The 23484-nt window shown below is 57.0% G+C and carries 19 protein-coding genes and 1 tRNA gene; 15 read left to right on the top strand and 5 right to left on the bottom strand.

What is annotated here, in order from left to right:
• The first annotated feature begins 409 nt into the window (after positions 1-409).
• Complete coding sequence (locus RISK_RS19975; RefSeq protein ID WP_047816097.1) at positions 410-943, top strand: Spy/CpxP family protein refolding chaperone; 534 nt, start codon at positions 410-412, stop codon at positions 941-943.
• Between the two features lie 87 nt (positions 944-1030).
• Here the strand turns inward: RISK_RS19975 and dnaE are convergent, their stop codons facing one another.
• Positions 1031-4630, bottom strand: a complete 3600-nt coding sequence (gene dnaE / locus RISK_RS19970; RefSeq protein ID WP_047816096.1) for a DNA polymerase III subunit alpha — start codon at positions 4628-4630, stop codon at positions 1031-1033.
• A 418-nt stretch (positions 4631-5048) separates the two neighbouring features.
• On the opposite strand from dnaE, the gene RISK_RS19960 reads away from it, so the two are divergent.
• Together RISK_RS19960 and RISK_RS19955 are read left to right on the top strand one after the other, a co-directional pair.
• Complete coding sequence (locus tag RISK_RS19960) at positions 5049-6230, top strand: cytochrome-c peroxidase (RefSeq protein ID WP_236696493.1); 1182 nt, start codon at positions 5049-5051, stop codon at positions 6228-6230.
• A 411-nt stretch (positions 6231-6641) separates the two neighbouring features.
• Complete coding sequence (locus RISK_RS19955; protein WP_236696492.1) at positions 6642-7607, top strand: hypothetical protein; 966 nt, start codon at positions 6642-6644, stop codon at positions 7605-7607.
• 179 nt (positions 7608-7786) lie between these two features.
• Here the strand turns inward: RISK_RS19955 and RISK_RS19950 are convergent, their stop codons facing one another.
• Together RISK_RS19950 and RISK_RS19945 are read right to left on the bottom strand one after the other, a co-directional pair.
• On the bottom strand, positions 7787-8782 hold the full coding sequence (locus RISK_RS19950) for a DUF1559 family PulG-like putative transporter (RefSeq protein WP_236696491.1): 996 nt from the start codon (positions 8780-8782) through the stop codon (positions 7787-7789).
• Positions 8783-9036: 254 nt separating this feature from the next.
• The gene (locus RISK_RS19945; protein WP_047816094.1) at positions 9037-12114 is read right to left on the bottom strand and encodes a COG1361 family protein; all 3078 of its coding nucleotides are present in this window, start codon (positions 12112-12114) and stop codon (positions 9037-9039) included.
• A 211-nt stretch (positions 12115-12325) separates the two neighbouring features.
• Between RISK_RS19945 and RISK_RS19940 the strand changes: the two genes are divergently transcribed.
• A complete protein-coding gene (locus RISK_RS19940) occupies positions 12326-12658 on the top strand; it encodes a tetratricopeptide repeat protein (protein ID WP_047816093.1) in 333 nt (110 codons plus the stop codon).
• Between the two features lie 497 nt (positions 12659-13155).
• On the opposite strand, the gene RISK_RS19930 is transcribed toward RISK_RS19940, so the two are convergent.
• Both RISK_RS19930 and RISK_RS19925 read right to left on the bottom strand, forming a co-directional pair.
• Positions 13156-14346 carry a pseudouridine synthase gene (locus RISK_RS19930; RefSeq protein WP_047816091.1) on the bottom strand — a complete coding sequence of 397 codons (1191 nt, stop codon included), beginning with the start codon at positions 14344-14346 and terminating at the stop codon, positions 13156-13158.
• A gap of 23 nt (positions 14347-14369) precedes the next feature.
• Positions 14370-14443, bottom strand: a tRNA-Ile gene (locus RISK_RS19925).
• Between the two features lie 153 nt (positions 14444-14596).
• On the opposite strand from RISK_RS19925, the gene RISK_RS19920 reads away from it, so the two are divergent.
• The 11 genes from RISK_RS19920 (at position 14597) to RISK_RS19875 (ending at position 23390) form a co-directional block, all read left to right on the top strand.
• Positions 14597-15778: a tyrosine-type recombinase/integrase gene (locus RISK_RS19920; RefSeq protein ID WP_047816090.1), complete on the top strand. Its 1182-nt coding sequence runs from the start codon at positions 14597-14599 to the stop codon at positions 15776-15778.
• 71 nt (positions 15779-15849) lie between these two features.
• Positions 15850-16383, top strand: coding sequence for a hypothetical protein (locus RISK_RS19915; protein ID WP_150122640.1), 534 nt, complete (start codon positions 15850-15852; stop codon positions 16381-16383).
• Between the two features lie 134 nt (positions 16384-16517).
• Positions 16518-16757, top strand: a complete 240-nt coding sequence (locus RISK_RS33670) for a helix-turn-helix domain-containing protein (protein ID WP_083435068.1) — start codon at positions 16518-16520, stop codon at positions 16755-16757.
• Between the two features lie 145 nt (positions 16758-16902).
• Complete coding sequence (locus RISK_RS19910; protein WP_150122639.1) at positions 16903-17214, top strand: hypothetical protein; 312 nt, start codon at positions 16903-16905, stop codon at positions 17212-17214.
• Complete coding sequence (locus tag RISK_RS19905) at positions 17211-17999, top strand: hypothetical protein (RefSeq protein WP_047816087.1); 789 nt, start codon at positions 17211-17213, stop codon at positions 17997-17999. The genes RISK_RS19910 and RISK_RS19905 overlap by 4 nt, the downstream gene beginning before the upstream one ends.
• Before the next feature lie 663 nt (positions 18000-18662).
• Positions 18663-18827, top strand: a complete 165-nt coding sequence (locus tag RISK_RS32290) for a hypothetical protein (protein ID WP_160311467.1) — start codon at positions 18663-18665, stop codon at positions 18825-18827.
• Positions 18817-19356, top strand: a complete 540-nt coding sequence (locus tag RISK_RS19895) for a hypothetical protein (protein ID WP_150122638.1) — start codon at positions 18817-18819, stop codon at positions 19354-19356. The genes RISK_RS32290 and RISK_RS19895 overlap by 11 nt, the downstream gene beginning before the upstream one ends.
• Positions 19353-20057, top strand: coding sequence for a hypothetical protein (locus RISK_RS19890; RefSeq protein ID WP_047816084.1), 705 nt, complete (start codon positions 19353-19355; stop codon positions 20055-20057). The genes RISK_RS19895 and RISK_RS19890 overlap by 4 nt, the downstream gene beginning before the upstream one ends.
• Before the next feature lie 182 nt (positions 20058-20239).
• Positions 20240-20497 (top strand): hypothetical protein, encoded by a 258-nt coding sequence (locus RISK_RS19885; RefSeq protein WP_047816083.1) that lies wholly within the window; start codon positions 20240-20242, stop codon positions 20495-20497.
• On the top strand, positions 20494-20766 hold the full coding sequence (locus RISK_RS19880) for a hypothetical protein (RefSeq protein ID WP_047816082.1): 273 nt from the start codon (positions 20494-20496) through the stop codon (positions 20764-20766). The genes RISK_RS19885 and RISK_RS19880 overlap by 4 nt, the downstream gene beginning before the upstream one ends.
• Positions 20763-23390 (top strand): phage tail tape measure protein, encoded by a 2628-nt coding sequence (locus tag RISK_RS19875; RefSeq protein ID WP_047816081.1) that lies wholly within the window; start codon positions 20763-20765, stop codon positions 23388-23390. The genes RISK_RS19880 and RISK_RS19875 overlap by 4 nt, the downstream gene beginning before the upstream one ends.
• Positions 23391-23484: the final 94 nt, after the last annotated feature.

The following is a 23484-nucleotide window of genomic DNA, read 5'->3' as shown; positions in this document are numbered from 1 at the left end:
GTCGGCGGCGGAGCAGGATGCGGGGGAAGTTGCAAAAATGGATGCCAAAGTCAGAGGAATTTCTGGTTTTTGGCAGTTTGGATAAGGTGAAGCGGCTGCGTAAGGAGGGCTTTACCGCGGGGGTCGAGTTTACTTGGGGTGCCTCGCAAAGCAACGAAAAACGCTGTTATGGCAGGGTTTATGTCGCTGCGTGACGGTCGTGACGGTCATCCGGTTTCAGTGACTTTCACCTGGCGTTGGATGCAAAATGAGACAGAAAAGTTCCCGAATGCTTTTCAGGCGTCTCCGAGCGCACTCCAAGCAGAAATTCGCATCCGCTTAAAACGGTTTTGAGGAATAGTGGGCCCCTCTGAGGCCCGGTGAGGGTAAAATCCTCCCCAACAACCCTTCCCCACTCGGAGACACTCGGATGAAACACCTGATTGCGTTGGCCTTGATTGCTTGTTTGGCTGCTTCGGCGACGGCGGATGACAAACCCGAAGCAAAGAAAAAGCGAGCTGGAAACCGAGCGGCTGGCGCTTGGATGGCCCAGAACCTCAGCAAGACGCTCGAAACAGTCGAGTTGACTGACGAGCAAAAAGCGAAGTGGAACGAGGCCAAAACGAGCTTCGTCGCCCAAATGAAGGAACTGAAGGACGAGGGACTGACCCCCGAGTTGATGAAGAAGCGCACCGAGGCCCAAAAAGCGGCGCGTGAGGCTGGCCTGAAGGGGAAAGAAATGGCCGCCAAGTTGAAGGAAGGCTTCAGCGAAGAAGAACAGGCTCTGATCGCCAAGCAGCAGAAAGCGGCGAAAGCACTGCGAGTTGCAGTGGCGGGGATGCTAACCCCCGAGCAGTTGGCCGCTTTGCCCGAACAAGCCCGCAAGCAAATGACCTCTGCCAAAAAAGGCCGCAAGGGCAAAGGAAAGGGGAAGGGAAAAGGGAAACAGAAAGACGACGCTTGAGCAGGGGTGATTCGCCCAGCCATGATTTCCGAACGCGGGAACCGAACCATCGGTTCCCGCGTTTTTTTAGCCTCAGGACCTTTGTACTCAGCGTTGCGGTTTGCTCATCAGCAACTTGTAGTGGCCGGTCCCGAGCAAGTCATCCAGTCGTTCACGGAGTTGCGGGGTGATGTCGACGCGAAACTTGTCGGCCTTGAAGTGCACCGTCTCGCCTTCGCACAAATGCATGGCCAACAACAGATCCTTGTTGCCTGGGTAGCCGCGGACGATTTCGCGAACGTTGGAAACCGTTTTTTCATCGTGTTCGGCCTCGTCCAGGCGAATGCGGATGCCGTGCGTGTAGCGGGAATCCAGTTCGTCCAGTGGTGTCAATTCGTCGATGATCAGGTTGATTTCATCGCCACCGCCGCGGCGGTCGACCTTGGCTTTGGCCAACACGACGGCGTCGGGTTGGATTCGTTCGCCGCAAACGGCGAAACCCTTGGGCCAGCAAATGCAGCGCACACTGCCGGCCATGTCTTCCAAATCAAAGTTCGCGTACTTGCTGGGCGCCCCCGGTTTGGGGTTCTTCGTGTGAGCAATTTTGATGCTGCTGATCATCCCACCGACAATGACTTCGTCGCGATCCTTGCAATCCGCCATGGATTCGGTGGTGTGGGTGCGGAACGTGGCCAGCTTGTTTTCAAACTCGGCCAACGGGTGGCTGTCCAAGTAGTAGCCCAGAACTTCTTTTTCAGCCAACAGTTTTTCGCGATCAGGCCATTCTTCGATGTCCGGCAACGGTGTTGCCGCACTCGAGTCGCCGTCGGAGCCCTCCTCTTCTTCTTCATCGAAGGCGTCGAAGAAGCTGGCTTGCCCGGTTTTCTTGTCAGCTTGAACTTTCGCGCCGGCCTGCATGGCCCGCTCGAGGACGGAGGCCAATTGACTGCGTTTCGCACCGAAGCAATCAAAGGCACCGGCTTTGATCAACGTTTCGATCGCGCTGCGATTGCAGTCGTGCGGGTCGACTCGTTCACAAAAATCAAAGATGTCTTTGAAGGGACCATTCTTTTTGCGTTCGGCTTCGATACTGATTGCGGTGGAGCCACCACAGGCCTTGATCGCAGACAGAGCGAACGGGATCTTGCCCTCAAACACTCCAAAGTCCGCGTCCGACAGATTGACATTGGGTGGCAACACCTCGATGCCCATCCGATCGCAGTCCTCCATGTGCTCGATCAGAGCGTCTTTGCGTTTGAAGTTTCGGCCCGAGATGTCGCTGGACAACAACGCCGCCATGAACTCGACGGGGTAGTGGGCTTTCAAATACGCGGTTTGGTAGGCAATCAACGCGTACGCAGTGGAGTGCGACTTATTGAACCCGTAGCCGGCGAACTTGACGATCAGATTCCAAATGTCTTCCGCGTCTTTTTCAGCCAGCCCATTGCGGATCGAACCCGCGATGAAGACATCGTGGTTGGCATCGATCAAAGACTGCTTCTTTTTACTGATCGCCTTGATGCACGTGTACGCTTTGGCCAGCGGCACGTCCCCGAGGCGGTTGAGAATCCGCATCACCTGTTCTTGGTAGACCATGATCGAGTTGGTCTCTTCCAAGATCTCTTTCAAGACCGGGTGTTTGTACTCCGGTTGTTGCCGACCGTGTTTGATGTTGACGTAATCGTCGACCATCCCGCCTTCCAGCGGACCAGGACGGTACAGCGCGGCGGTCGCGATGATGTCGTTGAACGTGTCGGGCTTCATTCGCTGAAGCAGATCGCGAATGCCGCCTGATTCGAGTTGGAAGACACCCTTGGTTTCCCCGCGTTGCAGCAGCGCATAAGACGGTTTGTCGTCCAAGGGGAATTTCAAAGGGTCGATGGTTTTGCCGGTCGTTTGCTCGACCAACTTCACCGTTCGCGACATGATGGTCAGGTTGCGAAGTCCGAGGAAATCCATCTTGAGCAACCCGGATGCTTCAACATCCACCATCGCCCATTGGGTGATCACATCCTGCTTTCCAGGCACCCGCCCCAGTGGGACATACTCCGTCAGCGGTTGGTCGGCGATGACCACCGCCGCGGCGTGCGTGCCGACGTTGCGAGCCAGTCCCTCGATCTTCATCGCCAGGTCGAGCAACTCGCGGATCTCCGGGTCGCCGTCGTAGATCATCTTCAGGTCAGCGCTCTTGTCGAGCGACTTCGCGATGGTGATCTTCAGCTCGTCCGGGACCAACTCGGTGATTTGGTTGACGCGAGACAGCGGGATTCCAAGCGCTCGACCGGTGTCCTTGATGGCTGCTTTGGCCGCCAGCGTACCGAACGTTCCAATCTGGCAGACCATTTCGCTGCCGTAACGCTCTTTCACATAGTCAATGACTTCGAGTCGACGTTCCTTTTCGAAGTCGATGTCGATATCGGGTGGCTCGGTTCGAGATTCATCGAGGAATCTTTCGAACAACAAGTCATAACGCAGCGGACAAACGTGAGACATGTACAGCGCGTAGCACACGATCGCACCCACCCCGGAACCCCGAGCGGTCGCGCTGATGCCGACGTCGCGAGCGTGGTTGACGAAGTCCCACACGATCAAGAAGTACGTTGGGTAGTTGAGCTTTTCGATCACGCCCAATTCGCGATCGAGGCGGGCCATGACCTCGTCGGAAAGTTTGCCGTCGACGATGCGCTCGTCATCGCCCTCGTAGCGTTCCATCAATCCCTGTTCGCACAACCTTCGCAGGTAATCCAGCGGCGTCAGTTCATCAGGGCAGGGGAAGCTGGGGAAAAAGTACTTGTTGAATTCGAGTTCAATGTCAACCGTGTCAGCGATTTGCTGGCTGCGACCGACCGCATCTTCCAATCCCGGAAACTTCTCGTACATCTGTTGTGGACTGCGAAGAAAGAACTGGTCGTTCTCCATCTTCATTCGCGTGTTGTCCGTGCGGAATCGCCCGGTGTTGATGCACAACATGATGTCCTGGGCTTCCGCGTCTTCTTGATTGACGTAGTGGCAATCACTGGTCGCGACCAAAGGCAGACCCATCTTGTTGGCGATGTCCACCGCACCTTCGAGTTGGGTGCGCTGGATGTCGACATCATTGTTCATGATCTCGATGAAGTAACGATCGCCGAAGACTTTGTGAAACCACCCCGCGATTTTCTTGGCTTCTTCTTCGTGTTCTTTGGTTTCGATTCCCTTCAGAATCGCGCGGCTGAATTCGCTGCTGACGCAACCGGACAAGCAAACGATGCCTTCGCTGTGCTTCTCGAGGATTTCTTTGTCGATTCGAGGCTTGAAGTAGAAGCCTTCCAGCGAGGCGGCCGAGGCGAGCTTGATCAGGTTTTTGAAACCGGTTCGGTTTTGTGCCAACAGAGTCAAGTGATAGCTGGCCGCTTTGCTGCTGCGGGCACCGCCTTTGTCAAACCGACTCCCCGGTGCGATGTAGGCTTCGTAACCGATGATCGGATTGATGCCCGCGTCCTTCGCCTTGCGATAGAACTCAAGCGCCCCGTGCAAGTTGCCGTGGTCGGTCAACGCCATCGCATTCATCCCGTGTTCAACGGCGCGGTTGACCAATTTGCCGATGTCGCCAGCCCCATCGAGCAAGCTGTAGTGGCTGTGGCAATGCAGGTGAACAAACGGTTTGGCGTCCGGCATTTCCGTCGCCGCTTCAATTTTCATTTCCGGGGCGATGATCGTATCCGACATTCAGCAAAATCCTTTTCGAGGGGGCGCGTCAGCTCATGTTTGTACCCGTTCAGCCACGAGAGAGAAACTCGCGTTTTTCGATTGCAAGTTTCTCCCCGTTTTGCCGACGTTTTGGCCACCGATTTTCACGCTTTTGCGCAGGAGTTGGTCCCTGCCACTCGCCGGCCTGCCATCGGAATCCGCGGCGGGGCAGGGCGGTGCGGTGGTCACTCCAGTTGGGAAGACCCGAGAAAGTGTTCGGTGAAAATGCTAGACTCGCGGGATCGAATTTTTCCTTCCCAAAGAAAACGCCACGATGCCAACCATGACGAATCCGCAATTCGTAGGGACTGTTTCGCGAATGGATCGGGGCAGGGCGGTGTGCTTTTTTGTCGCCGTTTGTTGGCTGGGTTCGTTAGGTTCCGGCTGCAAGATCGGCGTGGCAGCGGAGCCCGTCTCGAGCAAGACAAAGTTGGCAGGGCAGGGCAGCGCGGCAGAGATGCGAGCGTTGAATCTGCCGGAGACCCCTTTCAACTACAGCGACATCGATTGGCCGGAACATTTTCGGTCTGCGGTGGAACGGTTCGACAACACCCCGCCCGACAATCCGATGACGGACGACGGGGCGACGCTGGGGCGAGTCCTGTTCTACGACAAGACGCTGTCGGCCAATGGCACGGTCTCGTGCGCCTCGTGCCACAAACAAGAGTTGTCTTTTACCGATGATGAACCGCTGAGCGTTGGGTTCGACGGCGAGAAGGTGACTCGCAATTCAATGAGCCTGGTCAATGCTCGCTTCTACCAACGCGGGCGATTTTTCTGGGACGAACGAGCTCGCACATTGGAACAACAGGTCTTGATGCCGATCGAAAACCCAATCGAGATGGGGCATGACCTCGACGTCTTGATCCCGCAATTGGCAGCGGATCCGATCTACCCACCGCTGTTCGCCAAAGCGTTTGGATCAACAGAGGTCACCGTGGATCGGGTCGCCAAGGCATTGGCCCAGTTCGTGCGTTCAATCGTCTCGTTTCAATCTCGCTATGACCTCGGGGTTTCGCAAGCCGGATCCTACCGCCGGCCGTTTCCAAACTTCACCGAGCAGGAGAACTTGGGCAAGCAGGTGTTCTTGTTCCGAGGGAACTGCGCGTCGTGTCACATGAGCAACGCGTTGCCGTTCAATCCGCACCGTCCAGACGAACCGTACGACTCTTCCCAACGACCGGCTCGACAAATGGCGTTCTTCACGATGACCACCCCCGCCGTCAATGGAGTGGACGCGGACACGGACGACGTGGACTTGGGCGTGGGGACGATCAGCAAGGCGGAAATTGATCGAGGACGTTTCAAGTCGCCGTCGCTAAGGAACGTTGAGCTGACCGGGCCGTTCATGCATGACGGGCGATTCCGAACTCTGGATGAGGTCGTCGAGCACTACAACTGGAGCATCAAGCCGCACCCCAACCTCGACGGACGTCTGGATGACTTCGCCGCCAACGGGATGGCGTTGCCGGAAGTTCCCAAGGTCGCGCTGGTCGCGTTCTTGAAAACGCTGACTGACCGTACGATTTTGACGGAGGAGAAATGGAGCGATCCCTTTGGGCAGGCTGCTGCCGAGTAGAGGTTGTGCGGTTTTGAAGTGCCGTGCTCGTAACGTCTTGCCCACCCCGCCCGTTGGCGATGGGATTGTCGATTTCGCTGTCGGTTGGCCACTCTTGGCCGACATCCGCAACTTGGACGGGCAAGAGTGCCCATTCCACACGCGTTCAAACCTCGTTGACAACTCAATCGACTCGCCGCAGCGGGAGCGGTCGGAAAACGAGCGTTCAGCGAGCTGTCCGGGGCAGGGCGGTCGCGGATGGCGACAGCAGGTTCTGCACCCCCCGGCGTCCTCGGATCGACAACAAAGGATGTTGCAAGCTTTCCACTGGAGGTGGAGTTTTTACAACATCTTCACCTTGGCGACGTTCACGCTCCGGTCTCTTCGTTTTTGTAAGTGCCCTGCAGAAGGTGACTTGCGGTGCAATATCGGATGGGCGTGCCATTCGTGGCCCGAACCCTGCATTCCGTGTCCGGTTCGACCACGGATGTCTTTCGACTTGTTTCCCAGTGTTTCTGCATGCACGTTGTTCAGCTCACCGAACTTGCTTCCGTCCTGTCCTACCATGGGCCAGCGATGCTGCTGCAACGCAGTCCCATTTCCCCTGAGGCAATCGCGGGATACTGGACTGCTTCGCGAAACCGTTTGGATCTGTGGCATCAAGTCATGGCGAGATTCAATCGTGTGAAAGCGACCGGCGACTTCTACCGCATGCGATGTTGGTGGACCGAGCACATGGGCGTGTTGGAAGAGATCTTGGCGAGCGAAGCATTGACACGCGTGGTGGCAGCGATCGGGGACGGGATCGATCGTCGAAACGGCACCGATGAGTGTTCGCCGATCACCCAAGCCATTCATCTGTCGCACTTGGAAGCTCGCAACCGAGTTCAGTGGGCGATCCTGGATCGTCGTGGCTGCAGTGTCACCGATGCGGTGCGGCTGAATCGTCTGAGGCGAGTCACGGAACGTTGGATCGATGTCTTGGTGGGCAGCATCGCGGCCCATGATTCGGAATTGACCCGCTACGGAATGGATCTCACACGGACCCAGTCACACGCCAACGCGGCTCGCGAATGCAGCACGGCACCGACCCATGAAACGGTCGCTTGGTTGACCCGAGCGGCGATGAAGGAAGGTTTTCAAAAGCATGTGGCTGAGCAACCGTCGCTCCCGGCGGCGAATCAGGCAGTCGCGGACAGCGTGATGATGATGATGCGCGCCGATCTATTCGACAGCGTCGGCGTTTTGAAGTCGTTGTGGATGCACCGAATCGAAAGCAAAGTGGAGCAGACCGATCAGATGATCGCGGAATTCTTGCGTCCCGATGTCAACGAATCCACCACGGTCAACGCGTACGAGCAAATGCACGCGACCGCGATGGCGCACTGGTTTCGTTAGTTCGACGGCGCGACGTTGGACAGCTAAGCAGGAATGATTGGGTTGAATCCCGTGAGCCGTTTGGGCGTCAGCCCCGGTTGTGCGCGGGAACCGTGGCTAACGCCAAACGGCTCACATATCCGACGACGTCTGCGTACCTGCTTACAACGGGGCTAGTGAATCCAGCTGAGACTGCGAACTCAAAACTCGCCGGCGTCGAAGACTTCTTTGTTGTTGCGGCTGCCGATGGCGTGTCGGACTTCTTCGTTCAGCGAATCGGATGTGAATCGAACCGATCCGTCGCACATCAACAAATGCAACCCGCCTGGATGGTAACTTCCAAGTGACATCTGCAAGTCATCTTTGGAGACATCTCGCAAGTTGAACCCTTGGCGGAGTGAGCACAGTGCCTCTGAGAAATCCTGACCGTTCTGTGTGTCGAAGTCTTCGTGGTAGAGCATGAAGTGGTCACAGACACCGCATTCGTGATCGTCGATGTATCTCGTTTCGCCAATCATCAGGGTGTTGCTGAGTCCATCCAGGATGCCGGCAAAATTGATCGGTTTCTGATCCGGGCGGTTGTCGCATACATCTCCTGCCGACGTGATGTGGCAGAAGTCAGTGGCTCGGAACACACCGTTGCCACGATCAAAACCGGTGGTTCCGAAGATCGAATGATCGTTCCAGTTCACATCGCTGCCCCCGTTGCCAAGGTAAGTGTTGCGAACTCGACCATCGATCTTGTCCGTCGGTTGACTCAGGGCTGTCGGTCCGAGTTGAGACGGGCAACGAAACACCATCACGGGCGCCGTGGCGAGTTGCCTGAACCGGACACTTTCGGGCAATCCACCTGTGGGACCCCCGGGTTCGCCGTAGGGAACAATCTCGGCCAGCTGAGTTTGTTCGAGAAAGGCGAGGATGTCAGTGGTCCAACTTGGGCCCCAACCGCCTTTGGCACCCCATGGCAATGTCCGATAAACCGATTCGTAATTGTGAAGCGCCAGCCCAATGTTTTTGAGGTTGTTGCTGCACTGAACCTTGCGTGCCGCTTCACGGGCGGCCTGCACGGCGGGTAAAAGCAGCCCGACCAGAATCGCAATGATCGCGATCACGACCAGCAATTCCACCAAGGTGAATGCCTCCCGAACGGGCCGATCGCCGCTCACACTGCGTTCACGCTCTGTTCGCAGACGCAATTTTCTCGCGTGGAGGCGACGGGCGGGGATTGGGGCAGGGCAGGGCATGCCGCCATTTTCACTGAAACCCCTCGCTGGGAAAAGGATGAATTATCAAAAAAAAGGCGGCGTGTTGGTTTCCCATCACGCCGCCTTTGGATTGATTATCAGACGTTCCCGCCGATTGGACTGCTTCCTACGTCCCGCTCCTTCAGTCTCGGAATCACCCTGGAGTGACCGGAGGGCAAGTCGCAAATCGTGCAGTCAGGTTCCCATCAACGCAGTGGCAAGGAGAACTCGTTGCCACCCGGCCCGCTGCGACGGCTGATCCGTTCGTTGCGTGCGTTCATGTAGTGCGTTGCTTCTTCGGCCACCAAAATCGTGTCGCCGCTGCGAACTTCGGTGCGGAAGCGATGATGCCCACCCTCGGCTGCCTTGGCAACGATTTTCATGCGGACTTCTTCTCCGGCGTCGATCCGAGCAATGGGATTGATCAGAACCTGACCGGTGATGACCTTGCCATCGTTGCCCAGCAATTGCTGAGGTTCGATGCCGTTGCTGAACTGAGCGATCGCTCGAACGTCCGTGGCTGGTTTGCTGCCGCGGTTGCGGATGACAATTTGATAGGTCACGTCTTGCCCAACCGGAGCAGGTGCCGAGGGGTCTTCAATCGAAAGAACCAAGTCAGCGATCGCTTCCACGTTGGTGGTCAAGGCGACGCCGGTTTGCCCAGCAGCACTGCCTTTGCACTTGAACGTGAATTCATGTTGCCCGGTGGAGTCGAGACGGCACTGGAATTGATAGTTGCGCCGGGCACCTGGGGTCAACGAAGCGATTTTCCAACGCAGTTGATTGTCGATCAACGAAGCGCCTTCCATGCCACCGATGTAGGTGACGCCCATCGGCAAGGTCAAGGTTGCCAAGACATCGTCACTGGCGGTGGTGCCATGGTTGGTCAGTTCCAATTGGTACATCGCATCCGTGTTTTGATACTTGAGTTCCGGGCCTGTCAAAACGGCTTCCAGATCCGCAGCCAAAACGCGAACGTTTTTGTCCGCTTCAGCCTTCAACTCCAAGTCTCCGCTGGCCAAGCCGTGAATCTTCAAGTCACCCAGATCTTGTGCGGTCAACTCAACTTCGAATTGAGCTTCCTTGCCCGATGGGATGTCACCGATGCGTTGGCTTTGTGGCGTGCTGGATTCAGGTGACAACGTGAACACCACGTTGGGTGCCACTCCGTCGCCCGGATTCAACACGCGGATGGTATACGTCTTCGATTGGCCATAGATGACTTCATCGGGACCATCGATCGTGAGAGCGAGTTCTGGTTCTTGAACTTCGACTTGCATCCGTTCCTGTTGGGGAGCGATGGTCCAGTCGACGTTCAAGTCATGGGTTCCGCTGCGAGCGGCTTTCAGGCGAACAAGCATGCGTTCGGTTTGGCCGGCCTTCAGGTGTTCGATTCGCCAGTTGAGTTGACGGACACTGTTTTCGGTCGAACCTGCCACGTCGCCGCGACTGGCTTGTTGGCCAACCACATCGGCCCAATCAGGGATGTAGGCGCGAATGACCAAGCCTTCCGCGTCGACGTTCCCACGATTCTCGACTCGAATTTCGTAGGGGTGCGTTTGGCGGATCATGACCTTCTTCGGGCCAGCCGTGATGACTCGGATCCCGGGCAGTTCACTGGATGTCGACGAGGAAGGCATGGCCTTGACCGTTTCGACAGCAGGAGCTGGCGTTGTTCCCCGCATTGTGTTGGGATAATCCGATTGGTTCGGACCAGCGTTGGCGGCTGGGCCGGAAATCGATCGAGCTGGCACCGACGATTGAGCCTGGAAGGGATCACGCGTTTGGAACTGATCGTGGGAAACACCGTTGGAGTTGTGCCATGCCGACTGTGGTTGACCCAAGGCGGATTCAGCAGTTTGATCTGCGGCACCAACTGGCAATCGATCGCTGATGGGACGCAAGGCAATGTCGGTTGCTCCGCTGGCCGAAAGCGAGCCTGATGGGCGACTGTCAGCGCGGCCTCCACCAAACGTTTGCATCTTAGTAGGTGCTTCGTTGGGCACTGCCACGGGCTGGCGTGGAGTCGCTGGACGAGAGTTGGCAGCCACGAAGGAATCGTTGGGTTGCGTTGTCGAAGGTGCCTGGCGAGCTTCGCCCAGCGTGATCGAGGACGACGCTGTCTTGGCAGGTGTCGCCAGCGGTGCCGGCACGGCCGGGGCGGGAGCCTGGATCGGTGCCATGGCAACACTCTTAGGTGGTACCAGTTGGCTGATCCGTTGTGGAGCCGGTGCGGGCTTGGCCACAGGTTGGCTTTGAGCGACGGTTGCAGGTGCTTTGGCCGGTGCCGGCGCTTGCACGGGCATTGCCGGTGCGGCAGGGGTTGGCTTGGCAACCGGTGCTGTTTGGGCGACGGCAGTTGGGGCAGGAGCAGGGGCCGGTTTCGAGGCCACCTTGGGTGCTGCTTTCTCAACCGGTGCCGGTGGTTTCACGGCTGCTTTTGGCTGTGGCTTGGGTTCCGCCTTGGCGACATCGACCGAAGGGGTCTTGGCCGGAACGGGTTTGGGTTCGGTCTTTGCAACAACCGTCGGCTTTTGACGTCGTGAGGATTCGGTCGAAGACAATTCTTCAATCGTTGGCTCGGTTTCGACTTTCAGAATTCGGCGTGAAACCTTCGGAATGATTTCAACCGGTTCGGTCCTGACAGGTGAAATCGCGATGGGCGTGCTGCGGACGACTGGAACGGGAGTCGATTTGCTTTCAACGCGGATCGGTGTCGAGGGAGCGGTTCGCGCAATCGACGTTTCCATTTTGGGTGGTTGCGGCACTCGCGAGGTTGACTGGGAAGTCGGTCGCTGGGCCACACGTGAACTCGCGTTGGGATCACGCAAAGGAGCCGGTCCGCTGCTGTTGTTTTGAGCGGTGCTGCTGGCCTGACTGCGGTGGGTCGGAACGCCGCTCCAATCCACGGTGCGGTCACTGTTGACGGCGGTGGCGGTGCGACCGCTGTTGCTGGCACTGGAAGAGGACGAGTCGCTGCCGCCGAACAAATTGCCAAGCAATCCGTTGCTGGACGAACGGGTGGTCGTCTGGGACCCAGAGCCAAAGGCACTGAACAGACCGCCGCGGGACGTCCCGCGGCCGCTGAGCTGTTTCCCGACAACCTGTTGGATTTCAGAGTTCTCGGTGGTTTCTTGGGCAGCAACGCGATTTGCCTCCGAGGAGGTCCATGGCGTGGGGCCGACGTTGAAGGACGTCGCGAACATCGCTGCGGCCATGATGACCGGCAGGCGACGGCGTGGTGACGCCAATTGCGTGATGAGTTGACAAAGACCGCGCGACATTTTTGTACTCGTCTCGTGACACGAAAGGGTGATTCGATCGTGGTATCGGCTGTTTGGGTATTCCGTGCTGAATGAATTTGAACGACGATGACGGTTTGGACAAAAATTCGGCCTGTGTCATTTATGACGACGGGCGGTTTGGTCCCCCCAAAGAAGCACCGGTCACGGGCGGTGTTTTCAGCTTTGCCACCCTTTCGAGCGATGGAGTTTCATGTCTCGACGCGAAAAAATTGAAGCCATGTTGGCGGACGATCCCAGCGACACATTCCTGCGATACTCCTTGGCGATGGAATTTCGATCGGAAGGCGATCACGAAACCAGTTTGGCGAAACTTCGGGGTCTGTTCACCGACAACCCGCCGTACGTTCCCGCCTTCTTCATGGCCGCGCAGCAGTTGGTGGACCTGGGGCGGGTGGACGAGGCTCGCGCGATTCTGCGCGACGGGATCGAACAGGCGCGGTCGCAGAACGATTCTCACGCCGCCGCCGAAATGAGCGAGCTGCTCTCCTCGATTGGAATGCTGGGCGAAGACGACGACCTTTGAGATCGTGTGTTTCCTCCGACGGGAAGAGGTCGTGAGGCTTTTGCTCGTTCCCAGGCTCTGCGTGGGGACGCAATGCACGGCAGGCTCCGCCTGCTGAGACAGAATCGGGAGGCGGAGCCTCCAAGACAGTGTGTTCCCAGGCAGAGCCTGGGAACAAGTGTCGTGCTCCCAATGCCCTTTGAATCCCGCCCGCGAGACGCGGTCGTGCAGTTTTTAAACGCTGTGCTTGCAATGCCTTAAGAACCCCGCCCGTGCAGCGGGAGGGGTCGGAAAGCGAGCGTTGAGCGAGATTACCGGGGGAGGGCAATCCACGCCGCTTCCCCATGCCCAGCCCTCACCTGAATGGCGTTGCTGGACGTCCCCTCAAACTTCGTCTTGGGAGAGCTGCACCAGGTGGAAACCCGCGAACCAACGGCATCCAGTCGCAGCATGGCCTCGTGGGGAGAACGGACTGGGAAGTCCGCCCTGCGGTCACCCAACCCAAGCATTCACCGTGGTCACGAACGACCGTCGCGGCGAGATGCTTTGCCGCGGCCTTTCTTCACACCGCCAGGCCTGGTGCTTGGTTTCTTGCCAGCGGTACGTTTGCGGATGATGTCCGGGTTGGACCCGCGTTCGGCTTTGCTGCGGGACGCTTTGGGGGGATCGGCACCGATGATGGTTCCGGTCGAACCGGCACTCGAGACCGTTCGCTTTTTGACAGCCTTGGATGTCTTTGGCGAGGTCGCTTTGACACGCGTGTCGGTTGAACGACTCTTCTTGACGGCCTTCCGAACGCCCTTGGTTGCCGGGCGAGCGCCGGTTCCTTTGGACGCAACATTGCGGTTGGCGCCACCGGGGCGTCGTTTGATGGACTGTTTCGAATTCGGGCGGGCTGGTGCGGCCGCTTGTTCCGCTTTCTCAGCCGCGTCAATGCTGCGGCGCAACTTATCGACTTCGTCTCGCGTGAGTTTGCGATAGGCGCCCCGCGGCACGTCGCCCAATTTCAATGGTCCGATCGCGACACGTCGGAGTTGTTGAACTTTGTGGCCAAGCCGAGCTAGGATCCGACGAATTTCGCGGTTCTTGCCTTCCTTCAGCCGAATTTCCATCTCGGTGGCTTTGGAGCGTGCCTTGATGATCTTCGCACCGTCGACTTGGACAAAGCCTTCAGCGATGTACATGCCTTCCCGCATCTTCTTCATCGTTTCACCGCGGACTTCGCCCGCAACGATGACCCGGTAGATCTTCTGAATGCCGAATTTGGGGTGAGCCAATTTTTGAGCCAGGTCACCGTCGTTGGTCAGCAAGATCAGACCTTCACTGGACAAATCCAAGCGGCCGACGGGAAAGACACGTTCGGTCGGAGGAACCAAGTCGATCACGCGAGGGCGACCGCGGGGGTCTCGGTTGGTCGTCACGATGCCAACGGGTTTGTTGACGACGTAATAAACCAGCTTTTGGGGACGCAGGTAATTCCCATCGACGCGAACTTTTTGGACGTTCGGGTCGACGGTGGTTCCCAATTCCGTGATCGTTTCGTCGTCCACATCCACGCGTCCTTCACGAATCAATTCTTCGCATTGCCTCCGGCTGCCAAAGCCAGCGGATGCGAGCAATTGGTTGATTCGTTTTGCCGAGGACGTCGACTGGTCTTTGGACGAAGACGAGGGACGTTTTGATTTGGAGGACGAGGGTTGGCGTGGCATGAAAGGGCGAGCAAAAGAAAAGGTAGGGCTGGCAGGACTTGAACCCGCGACCTAGGAATTATGAGTTCCCAGCTCTAACCAACTGAGCTACAGCCCCTAGTGAAACTTTTTCGCGTTGGTACACCAGGCGGTACACCTGGAAGCGAAAATTCGTATGATGCACGCACCAGAACGAGTCTGGTGATAGCAAAACGCCCCGCCAGTGCGTCAACACTGACGAGGCAATCAAGACTGCTTGTGAGGAGCAATCATGACAAGACGCAATGTAACAGAAGCGGGAAAAAGAGCCAGCAAACCCGCCAAGCCGCGAAAGGATTTTCCCCTCTTCGCGCATTCTTCCGGTCAGTGGGCCAAGAAGGTCCGCGGCAAACTCCACTACTTCGGCGTGTGGGCCGATCCTGTTGCCGCTGAAAATGAATGGGAGCGGACCAAGCTAGCGCTGCTGGAAGGCCGCGACCCTGACGTTGCACTCGCGGGTGTATCGGTTGGCTGGCTTTGCAATGCGTTCATGGATTCGAAAGAGTTGATGCACGAGCGCGACGAATTGACGAAGGTGACGCTCAATGAGTATCACGGCATGGTCAAGGACGTGGCCGCGTTCTTTGGGAAGGGTCGCCGACTCGATTCGCTTCGCCCTGGTGATTTCGAGCGATACCGGCGATCACTGCCGAGCACGTGGAGCCCGATCACCATCAACAACAACCTGCGTTTGGTGCGTGTGCTGTTCAATTACGCCAACGACATCGAGGCGACCAAGCGGGACATTCGTTACAAGGTCGGATTGAAGGCAGTCGCCAAGTCAGCGTTGCTGAAGCACGAAGCCAAGCAGCACGCAAAGGAGTTCACGGTTGAGGAGGTATGGACGCTGTTCAACGCAGCGTCACAACCAATGCGATCCTTCATCCTGCTTGGAATCAATGCGGCCTACGGCACCGCCGACATCGGCAGGCTGCGAATCGACCACATTGACTTCGCCAATAATTGGTTGGGCGAGCCGAGGGGCAAAACCGGGGTAGCTCGAGGTTGCTGGTTGTGGCCAGAAACCGTTGCCGAGCTGCGTCTCGCGATTGAGCAAAAGCCATTCACGACATCGGAACGATTGAAGCCGTTGGCGTTCCTGACGAAGCGTCGACAACCGTGGTCAGTCGATGGAAGCACAACGCGGCCGCTCACCCAGGCGTTTGGCAAGCTCAAAACTGCCATTGGGATCAACAAGGCTCACGTGGGCCACTACAGCCTGAGGCACACTTTCGCGACGGTCGCCAGCGGTGCTAGGGATCCCGAGGCGGTCGATTATGTCATGGGGCACAAAGACAGCAGCATGAGGGGCGGCTACCGGGAAGGGATCGAACAAGAGCGAGTGAAGGCTGTGTGTGAACACGTTCGCCAGTGGTTCTTGGATGGCAAACCAGAAAAAGGCTGTGTGAAATGAATGATAATTGCAACCTGAAACGCTTCGAAGGCTTCACCAAAGAGTTGAGGTCTATGCTGACGACACTGTCGATGAGCACGCCTGATTTGGAGTCCCCTGAAATCTACAAGCGTGAAGCAGCAAAGCGGTCGATCCCGATCATGATCCGCAATGCGACCGCATTCATGGAACAGCCCGTGCTGGACTGTCCCGAGGTGTACCCAGCAATCGCTGCGTTGATACTGCAAAGCATGGAAGAAATTGGGGACTTGTGCCTAATGGACCCTGGGGCCATTCAACGGCACAAATTTGCAAGAGCCGAGGCGGACAATCTCGCCCGGTGGGCGGCCTCCCTTCCAACGGTTGAACCACCATCGGTGCCAACTGGAAGCGGTAAGCCAAAATTGTCAGAGGTCCTCAGAAGCAACAGCTGGATCGAGGTGCGTTCGGGGGATCTTAGCGGGTCTGCACCAACGCGAAACAAAGAAGCAGACAGCACTGACCCCGCTCATGCCGGCATTTGGAGGTTCCAGAAGCCAGGCAGTACGCAATACCGATACTTCGTTCACCGTGATGAATTTCACTCTCGCGTGAAGAAGAAATGCTGGGAGAACGATCAGATTTAAAGCCAAAACCTAAGAAACTTAAAACGCTTAAAGACAGCGGGGCTTAAGTCTTCTCTGTCGCTTAGACCCCGTTAAACATTGCCGTGTCGCCAATTTGGTGGCACGGTTTTTTTTTGTTTCGCAAGCGAGGTTGAATGATGGGATTGAGTGTTCCAAAGGTGGCAGCAGAGCTTGGTTGTGGATTCGACCAAGTGAGAAACCTGATCGCGGCTGGAGAGTTGCCAGCTGTCAACATCGGGCTCGGTAAGCAACGAGCCAGATGGAGCGTCAGTCGTGAAGACTTGGACGCCTTTAAGGCGAGGCGAGCCAGTCAACCAGCCCGAGCAAAGCATCGTCGCACAGATGTTCCGATGCCCCGGAAGCAATGGGTTTGAGCCAATGCGAAACGGCCCAAGCCGAAGCTCGAGCCGTTTCTGATTCGATTCATGCCGCTGTTAAGTCTGACCAGGACGCGCGGCACAACCAACATCAACCAAGGATGAACACATTATGTCGGACTCTCCGACCACGTCCAGTGAGATGACGCCACTTTTCGACCACGGCCAACACGCAAGGGCGACGAAAGCCCAAGCGTTCATCGTGGTCAAGCCGAAGCAGCAAGCACGAAAACAGCTTGCTTTGATCCTGTTGCGTAAGGCAGGACGCCGCGGATTAACCCGCGAGCAATGGGCGGAGGTCTTGAATCTTAAAGTTCAGTCGATCTGTTCCATTGCATTGGAATTACTCCGCGACGGCCTCGCAGTCGAGAACGGGGGACGTCGAAAGACTTCATCGGGTTCATCGGCCGCGGTGATCGTCGCCGCTGAGTTTGCTGGGAGCGATGACCAGTGAGCGTAAGCGATAAGTATTTCCAATTCCCGCTTGCCGCGATTCGCCTCAACAAGAACCTGAACGATGTTGACGACGATTTACGCCAATTCACCATTGCGCAGATCGTGGACTACTGCTTGCAGGTGACGGCGGACAACGCACACGACCGAGACCCCGATGAGGTGGAGGATGTTGCGGAGGCCTACCACGAAGAGCATCCAGGAACAGAGAAACCCAAGTCGCGGGAGGTTCAGCGGATCTTCTGGGCAGCGGAAGTTCTCGGTGTGGCTATTCAATCGCCGATCAATCGCCCGGCGATGCGAGCCATCCAGCAAAAAATCGACAACGTGCCAGGTGGTCGCCGCATGGTGCGAGTTCGTGCTGACCTGTTATGGGATGCCAGGGACAGCAAACGATGGTGCTGGCGTGACTTTGCGATCTTGTGTGCGATCTATGCAGGCGTCGGCGATCGCGACCGTCATCGGCTTTCGTTCGATTTCATCAACACCATGGCGAATGGCTGTTCGAACGCCGGTGAACTGGCCAGGGGAGTGCACAGCGACCTATTGCTGACCCGCCGGCAAGTTCGTTCAACGATTGAATCACTCGACAGCCGGAAGCTCTATGTTCGGGCCAGTCTCGATGGTCGCCGAATGTGGTATTCGAATCGGATGAGCCAGCCGGAACTGATGGAGTCACTTGTCGAAGAAAAGGTTCAGCAGACCGAGGCACGCAAAGGCCAGAGGGAGATTACGCTCGCGATGCAGCGTGCAATCGAGCAACGACTGGGAGGTGCTTCCCGGTGAATGTCCAAGCGTTGTCCAAGGAATGTCCAAGCATTGTCCAAGCAATGTCCATCCAAAGGGGGCCTGCCCCTGCAAGTAGAGGGGTGAAATCAGGCTTGTCGGTGCGTTTCCTGTCCATCGAATGTCCAAGCAATGTCCATAGGTATGTCCATACCCGTGTCCATAGGCATGTCCATAGGCGTGTCCACTACTATAGAAACCCTTCTTATAGAAACCTCCCTCATAGAACCCCTCTCATAAAAACCTTCTTAGAGTGGGCTTGCTCTCTTGGGAAAAGGTTTTCCAACCAGAGGAGCGAAGACTCATGAGCCGTAATTGGAAAGCCGCACCGATGGTGTTCGTTGACATCCCAGCATGTCCACGATGCCAGGACGTGGACCCGATCATCGTGAAGACAGACAGGCCGGGTGACGGAAGCAAGTCGCGGAGGTGCGTGTGTCGATCGTGCTCGGGAATTTTTCTTGTAGTTTTTGAACCCCCGATTCCAGTGACTGGAAAATTCGAAGATCTGACCCGTAAGATTCACGACATGGAGACCGACCAATGATGAACTTCCTCCGGCGACTGCTTGGAGCCGAACAAACGCCAAGCCCTAAGGACATCCAGGTGCAACCAAAGTTTTTTCCAAAGCCAAGCCATCCGACCCGTGGCCTGATCAATGCCATGGATAGTGGTTTGGTGCAACCGTGGCGAGTTGATGCAAATGGCCAGCAATGGTTGAAGTCGGTCAGCATGCTTCAAGGTGTCAATGCAGACTATGGGCAACACGGCGTGCACGGCTTTGTCTTGGTCGAGGAAGATGAAGGGGGCGACCAAGATGACAACTGACCACCGATGGGAAACCGCAATTCACGAGGCGGGGCATGCTGTTGCCGCCATCGTCCTGGGTGGCAAGTGCACCCATGCCGAACTGACGTTGGATTCAGGGCACGTGCTACTGGATGAACTTTCGCCTGACGACCGCGCGTTCGCGGTCTCTGCCGGACCGGCCGCGGAGTTCCTCGCCGGTCTCCACGAGCCGCCTCCACGACCGATGGGTGAGATGGGGCAGGGCTCGGTCGATCTCGGTCACTTGCCAGAGCCCCATACGTCGCCTGAAACGCCCGCCAAAGAGCCGTCTTGGTTCTCGCCGCCTGATGATGTCAAGGTCGCGAGATGGGCAATAGAAGGCTGTGAGAAAGAACCAGAGCGTTGGGCCAGCCGTGTGTATTTCGCACGACACATTGCCCACAAAATTATTGAAGACCATCGCGACGAAATTTTAACGCTTGCGAGCCGTTTGTATCTCGCTGGCCAGTTGGACCAAGCGGAAGTACTGGAAGCAATTTTCCAAACAAGGGAGGCAATCGAAAGATGAGTGAAGCGATCGACCAGGAAGACAAGGCAGAAGCCGAGCGTTCCCGCCTGTCGCAGCGGCATGCACTGAAACGCCGGATTGCCGAGGCGGATGTTGCATCGGCCCGCGCCAAGGAGTTGCGAGGGATCATCGCTACCTTGGACGCCGACGACGAACGAGCGACCGAAGAGCACCAAGCAGCAACTGCACCGATTCAGGCAGAATTGACGTCGCTCGATGAAAAGCACATCGAACAGCTATTGGCAGGCAAGCAGTTGTCTGGGGCTGACGCAGACCGTCGGGGTGTTCTGCTGCGGCAATTGCAAGAAGTGAACGGAAGCCTCGAGGATGTGATTGCCAGCAACAAGCGATCTCGAAAGAAGGTGAGGATGCAAGTTTTCGAGTCGGAAGAACAGTCAACTTCGCGCCCGGCTGACCGCGAGAACCTGGTGAGACTTGCCAGTTCTAAGTTGCAGTTGCAATCATTTGCCGCGAAACAGGATCTCCAGTGGGCACACGCACGTCTGAAATCAGCGAAGGCGTCGGTTGAGAAGAATCAGGGATTCTTAAGCACCGCCGAGCGAACCAATGACTACGGCAACAAGCAGGTTTACCGGGATCGCATTGCTCGTTGGGAATTCGAGATGTCGGAGGCCAAAAACGCCGTCGCACAATGCGAACAGCTGGTTGACGAACTGCGAGCAAAAATGATTGCTGAGTGATGCACCGAGTGGGAGGCTGGCGTTGAAACTGTCGCCAGCATCCGGCCCACAACGAGCCCCGTCGCTTTTCTGTGGAGTTTGGCGACGGGGCTCACCGGGGCCCCTTCACGGGTCCTTCCTGGTTCGAAACGTGGAGGTAATCGCCTCGTCAGTTCGTCGTTCTCGCATGCACAAGGGTTGAAATGGCCAGAAAACAACAACAGGACGTCCAGACCGATGAGGACTTTCGACTCGGCACTCAGGCCGATGTTGCGAGGGCATTTGAGGTGGAACGCAGCACAGTCCACACGTGGATTCAGAAGGGCATGCCAGGCACCGATGGGGCCTACTTCTATCACCACATCACCCGATGGCTTCTCAGCGTCGGTCCTTGGAAGTCCGAGCGATACCGCGAAGCACTCATTGAAAAATCAATCTCTCGATCGTTGGAATCCAAATGAAAAACGAAGCACAGCAAGCCGCCGAGAAGCTGACCGACAACCTGGTGTCACTGTTGCTGCACATGGAAGAAACCAGCCGGTCGATCGCGAGCAAGGCGGACGACCCTGGCGAGATCCGAAACACCTACCTCAAAGCCGAGTTCGCGCTTTCACATTGGGTGGCAACAGTCAAACAAGAGCTTCGAAAACTCGGTGAGTCCACCCCCGAGCCACTCCGCCGCAAACATGATTTCCCAGCCCACCGACGATTACGAAGAGATCCCAAATGAGCACACGAGCACAAATTGACGCAGGCGGAGCAGAGTTTTCGCTGACGCTGAAAGACAGCCTCACAACCGACATCAAATCGGTTCTCAATGGCGTGGTTGATTCGGTCAAAACGGTCAACACGCAGATTCAAGCCGAGATGCGGCAAGTTTCTGACAGCATCGCAGGGGTTGGCAAATCGATTGCCAGGGTGGGCGTCGGCGTGACCGCATTCGGCGGTGCCTCCGCATTCGGTTTCGGAAAAGCCGTGGTTGCCGCGGGCAATTTTGCCGAGACGGTCAGCATGTTTGAAGCCGTGTTCAAAGACCAGTCGGCAGCAGTGCGAACATGGAGCAAAGACTACGGCAAAGCTGTTGGCCGCGCTCAGTCGCAAATGCTCGACTTACTCGCTCAGTCGCAAAACACGTTTGTTCCGCTGGGTTTCGATCGGCAAGAGGCAGCGGAGCTTTCCAAGACGGTCACCAAGCTGGCGATTGACTTGGCTTCGTTCGGTGTCATGGACGACGACGACGCGTTCCGCCGCTTGATTGGCGGATTGGTGGGCAACACCGAGAACCTCAAAGCCTTTGGGGTGCAAGCAACCGCCGCCGCGGTGAAGGCCAAGGCGTTGACGCTTGGATTCGACCCGAACAACCTCACCAGTTACGAGAAGGCGCTCGCCATTCTCGAGATCACACTCGAGGGCACCCGTGATGCCCAAGGCGATGCCCTCCGGACCAGTGATGGGTTCGCCAACTCGATGAAGCGACTCAGGGCCGAATTGGCCCAGCTCAAAATCTCCATCGGTGAGCCACTTCGCGAAGCCGCCGCCGCTTTGGTCAGCAAGTTTGCCGACATCGTTGGAGGGGTGAACAAGTTGATTGAACGTTTCCCGAAGCTCTCGCAGTTTGCCGCCGGATTGGCAATTGCGTTGACGGGAGTGGGAGCCGCGGCAACCGTCGTGGGCTCAGGCGTCGCGACCCTTGCGGGATCACTGGCGACGTTGAGTCTGCTTTCACTCACACCGCTCGCAGGTGGGCGAGGCTTCGCCGTTCTTGCTGGCAATGCAGTGACGGCGCGGGTTGCAGTTACGGAGGCAGCCGGAGCCGCTGGATTGTTTGCCGCGAACAGCAAGAGGGCAGTGACAGCCGGTGGCGGATTCCGTGGAATGCTCAAAGGAATTGCCAAGTCGGTTGTCGAGCTTGGGGCATCTCTCGCAGGCGTCTTCCGGGGTGCTGCAATCAAGACCGCGTTCGCGTCGCTGACCAATGGTTTCAAGACGTTCGTAGCGGTCTCAGCGACTGCGTTCAAATCACTGATGGGAGTGATGGTCTCAGGGATCACACGTTTGGCCGCATTGCTGCTTTCACCGATTGCATTGATCACCGCCGCGGTTGTTGGGATTCCGCTTCTGCTGGCCAAGTTCAAAGCCGACTCCGATCTGAGGAAGGGGCAGGACAAAGCGGACAAGCTCGAAAGGCAGCGGCAAGAAATCGTCGGTGAATCCTTCCGAGCCGCCGGGCAAGATGTTCCGTCCGACCTTGGCAAGACCCTGGACATCGATGCGGCCGATGCAGTTGCCAAGAAGAAGGCAGCAATGCGACGTGATGCGGAAGCGTTTGAGAAGCAAGCCCGCGCCGCAGAGGAAGCGTCCCGAGGGTTGAAGCTCAAGGCCGAGATTGAGGGGATCCAATCTTCACTGGAACGCTATCGTGAACGCATCGATCTTGCTCGTGAGTTGTTGGCAAAGGGTGACATCACCCAAGATCAATTTGGCAAGTTTGCAGCCAAAGAGACGCAAGCCGTGCGTGACTCGAGCCCGTTCGTGCAAGCTCAAAAGGCACTTGCGAAATCGTTGATGAACCCCACCGAGCTTTTGCAGAAAGCGCTTTCTGACGCTGCACGATTGTTCAAAGGCAGTCCCGAGATGTTCCGCCGGGCGCGTGAATCCGCGATTGCTCAATTCAAAGCAAACGACCGGGCAACGCAACTGGCAGCCCAGCTGCAAACACCGCTCGAGCAGTACCAAGCGGCGATTGCAGAAGCCAAGGAAGTGTTCGCCAATTCGCCGGAACTGCTCAGCCGAGCGATGGACGCCGCGGCCGATCGTTTCCGGGCAAGCAGCCCCGCCGAACAACTTCGGATGCAAATCCGAAGCCCTGCCGAGCAACTGCAAGATCGGTTGAGTGAAATCAACAACGTCTTGCAAGACATCGCACCGGAGCTTCGTGACTCGGTTGGCAAGCGGGCAAGGTCCCAAGCGTTCAGCGATTTCCGCCGCAATGATCCCGACATCCAAAACGCAACGCGAATCAAAGACTCATTGAAGACAGACGGGGCTCAGATCGCGGAAAAGATGTTAGAAGCAAGCAAGCTGGTATCAAAGGGTTTGCTCAGCAAAGGCGAGCTGGCCAAGTTTCGCGGCAATCTGATCGAGGAAGCTGTCGGCGATCGTCCCGACATCGACTTGTCGCGATCAGTGGCATCGACCAGTGCGTCGTTCGCGTCGCAGATTGGTGCGTTCGGTCCAGCGTTCAACGCTGATCAAGAGCTCGTTAAGTTCAATGAAAAACAAGTCGAGTTACAGCAAGAGATGACCGGGCACCTCGCCAAGATTGCCAACAGGCGGAGGGTCCTGGCGAAATGATCGAGGTCGAGACTGTAAGCGTTCCCATCTACCTTCCGACGCCCGAATCATCGCGGAACAGACCGCGATGATTCGGGCGGGGTGGTCTGACGAT

This window comes from Rhodopirellula islandica, assembly GCF_001027925.1.
In the GTDB taxonomy this organism is placed as follows: Bacteria; Planctomycetota; Planctomycetia; order Pirellulales; family Pirellulaceae; genus Rhodopirellula; species Rhodopirellula islandica.
This window is presented reverse-complemented; position numbering and strand designations above follow the sequence as displayed.

Bases quoted from the DNA above. Each gene is read 5' to 3' on its own strand.
- RISK_RS19975 (WP_047816097.1), top strand. From the start codon at position 410: ATGAAACACCTGATTGCGTTGGCCTTGATTGCTTGTTTGGCTGCTTCG.
- dnaE (WP_047816096.1), bottom strand. From the start codon at position 4,630: ATGTCGGATACGATCATCGCCCCGGAAATGAAAATTGAAGCGGCGACG.
- RISK_RS19955 (WP_236696492.1), top strand. From the start codon at position 6,642: ATGGGCGTGCCATTCGTGGCCCGAACCCTGCATTCCGTGTCCGGTTCG.
- RISK_RS19945 (WP_047816094.1), bottom strand. From the start codon at position 12,114: ATGTCGCGCGGTCTTTGTCAACTCATCACGCAATTGGCGTCACCACGC.
- RISK_RS19940 (WP_047816093.1), top strand. From the start codon at position 12,326: ATGTCTCGACGCGAAAAAATTGAAGCCATGTTGGCGGACGATCCCAGC.
- RISK_RS19930 (WP_047816091.1), bottom strand. From the start codon at position 14,346: ATGCCACGCCAACCCTCGTCCTCCAAATCAAAACGTCCCTCGTCTTCG.
- RISK_RS19920 (WP_047816090.1), top strand. From the start codon at position 14,597: ATGACAAGACGCAATGTAACAGAAGCGGGAAAAAGAGCCAGCAAACCC.
- RISK_RS19915 (WP_150122640.1), top strand. From the start codon at position 15,850: ATGAGCACGCCTGATTTGGAGTCCCCTGAAATCTACAAGCGTGAAGCA.
- RISK_RS33670 (WP_083435068.1), top strand. From the start codon at position 16,518: ATGATGGGATTGAGTGTTCCAAAGGTGGCAGCAGAGCTTGGTTGTGGA.
- RISK_RS19910 (WP_150122639.1), top strand. From the start codon at position 16,903: ATGACGCCACTTTTCGACCACGGCCAACACGCAAGGGCGACGAAAGCC.
- RISK_RS32290 (WP_160311467.1), top strand. From the start codon at position 18,663: ATGGATAGTGGTTTGGTGCAACCGTGGCGAGTTGATGCAAATGGCCAG.
- RISK_RS19895 (WP_150122638.1), top strand. From the start codon at position 18,817: ATGACAACTGACCACCGATGGGAAACCGCAATTCACGAGGCGGGGCAT.
- RISK_RS19890 (WP_047816084.1), top strand. From the start codon at position 19,353: ATGAGTGAAGCGATCGACCAGGAAGACAAGGCAGAAGCCGAGCGTTCC.
- RISK_RS19885 (WP_047816083.1), top strand. From the start codon at position 20,240: ATGGCCAGAAAACAACAACAGGACGTCCAGACCGATGAGGACTTTCGA.
- RISK_RS19880 (WP_047816082.1), top strand. From the start codon at position 20,494: ATGAAAAACGAAGCACAGCAAGCCGCCGAGAAGCTGACCGACAACCTG.
- RISK_RS19875 (WP_047816081.1), top strand. From the start codon at position 20,763: ATGAGCACACGAGCACAAATTGACGCAGGCGGAGCAGAGTTTTCGCTG.